This window comes from Stenotrophomonas sp. P5_B8 (assembly GCF_054049855.1).
The window spans coordinates 1-1,010 of record NZ_JBFULO010000747.1 but is presented as its reverse complement, the minus strand read 5'-3'; the positions used below and the strand labels follow the sequence as shown (position 1 = coordinate 1,010).

2 protein-coding genes are annotated in these 1,010 nt (G+C 65.1%); one reads left to right on the top strand and one right to left on the bottom strand.

From position 1 onward, the window contains the following. The coding region (locus ACXJKH_RS21200) for an integrase core domain-containing protein (RefSeq protein WP_457322328.1) at nucleotides 1-193 on the top strand (193 nt) is incomplete at its 5' end. Between the two features lie 71 nt (nucleotides 194-264). Here the strand turns inward: ACXJKH_RS21200 and ACXJKH_RS21195 are convergent. Then, nucleotides 265-876, bottom strand: coding sequence for a glutathione S-transferase family protein (locus tag ACXJKH_RS21195; RefSeq protein ID WP_256776241.1), 612 nt, complete (start codon nucleotides 874-876; stop codon nucleotides 265-267). Nucleotides 877-1,010: the final 134 nt, after the last annotated feature.

The window sequence follows — 1,010 nt, the reverse complement described above, 5'->3', positions numbered from 1 at the left end:
CTACCAGAATGCGCTGGCAGAACGGGTAAATGGGATCTTGAAAGGCGAATTCCTGCTGCATCGCCCTCGGGACCTGGCGCAGGTACGGCAGATGGTGGCCGAGTCGGTGGCGATCTATAACGCCGAGCGACCGCACCTGTCCCTTAAAATGCAGACGCCCGATGCAGTCCATCGGGCGTCCTTGGCCGCCTGACGGCGGCTGAATCATCCGCCACAGGTGTCAACCTATGGCAGGACGGGTCAATAGGCACCATCACGCCGGGCTCAGCGCAGTCCTTCGGCCTGCAGCGTCGCCTGCACGCCCGGATCGGCCTCCATGCGCTGCTTGAACGCGGCCACGTTGTCCAGGCCGCTCAGGTCGACCTTGGCGCCAGCCGCCCAGCGCAGGGTGATGTAGAAGTAAGGATCGGCGAAGCTGCGGAAGCCGGCCAGCCACTGGCGACCTTCCAGCTGCTGGTCGGCGCGTTCGAACAGGCCACGCAGGCGCTTGAGCGCGATGGCGCGGACCGCGTCGTACTGGCCTTCATCGCCGATGAAGTTGCCCGGCCCGAACAGCGGCTTGAACGCCGGGTGCAGGTCCGAATTGACGAAGGACAGCCAGCGGGTGGCTTCTGCGCGCTGCTGGGCGCTGCCGTCACCGGCCAGGCCGGCCTGCGGGTAGGTGTCGGCGATGTAGCCCATGATCGCCGCGTTCTGGGTGAGCGTGAAGTCGCCATCGACCACCGCCGGCACCGAGCCGACCGGATTGATCTTCAGGAACGCCGGCGCCTTCAGGGTGTCCTTGTCGAGCAGTTCCACCTCGAACGGCTGGCCGGTCCACTGCAGGGCGATGTGGTCGGCGGTGGAGCAGGCACCGGGCTTGCTGTACAGCTTCATGGGAACTCCGTTGGGGGTGATGGGTCAGCCGCTCACTATTCCAGAGCAGGACCCGCATCCTCAACGGTATGGCCGTAACAGACCGTTACGACGCGCGCGGCTTGAGTTTCTGCACGCGTTAGAAGGTGAAGGTG

Bases quoted from the DNA above. Each gene is read 5' to 3' on its own strand.
- ACXJKH_RS21195 (WP_256776241.1), bottom strand. From the start codon at position 876: ATGAAGCTGTACAGCAAGCCCGGTGCCTGCTCCACCGCCGACCACATC.